This is a genomic window from Streptococcus sp. GMD4S (genome assembly GCF_000296955.1).
This window is the reverse complement of record NZ_AJRE01000385.1, coordinates 1-606: the sequence shown is the minus strand read 5'-3', so window position 1 is coordinate 606 and position 606 is coordinate 1. Positions and strand designations below refer to the sequence as shown.

Sequence of the window (606 nt, the reverse complement as noted above, 5' to 3'; positions counted from 1 at the left end):
AATGGTTCAAATACATCAAAGAAGCCGAAGGAGATATCGCCATCTTCTCTGCTCAACCGACAAGCGTTCGCTGGATCGGAAATGAACGGGGTATCGCAGGTGACCCTGTCTGGCATAAAGTTAAACGGGCCAACATCACAGACGATGTGAAAAACGAATACCTCAACCATGGTGACCCAGATGGTGATATGTACTCTGTAGGGGAAGCTGACGTTTCGATCCGTTCGGGCTGGTTCTATCATGACAACCAACAGCCGAAATCACTCAAAGAGTTGATGGATATCTACTTCAAGTCTGTTGGTCGTGGAACCCCACTCCTTCTCAATATTCCACCAAATAAAGAAGGAAAATTTGCAGATGCAGATGTGGCTCGCTTGAAGGAATTCAAAGCAACCCTAGATCAAATGTATGCGACTGACTTTGCCAAAGGCGCAACTGTAACAGCAAGTTCTACTCGTCAAAACCACCTCTACAAAGAAAGCCACCTCACAGACGGTAAAGATGACACCAGCTGGGCCCTCTCAAATGATGCCACAACCGGTAGCTTTACAGTCGATTTGGGGCAAAAGAGACGCTTTGACGTCGTTGAACTCAAGGAAGATATCG

General features: G+C 46.7%; 1 protein-coding gene. It reads left to right on the top strand.

What is annotated here, in order from left to right; all coding sequences use genetic code 11:
- Positions 1–606: alpha-L-fucosidase (locus GMD4S_RS10050; RefSeq protein ID WP_000326677.1), on the top strand; the 606-nt coding region annotated here is incomplete at both ends.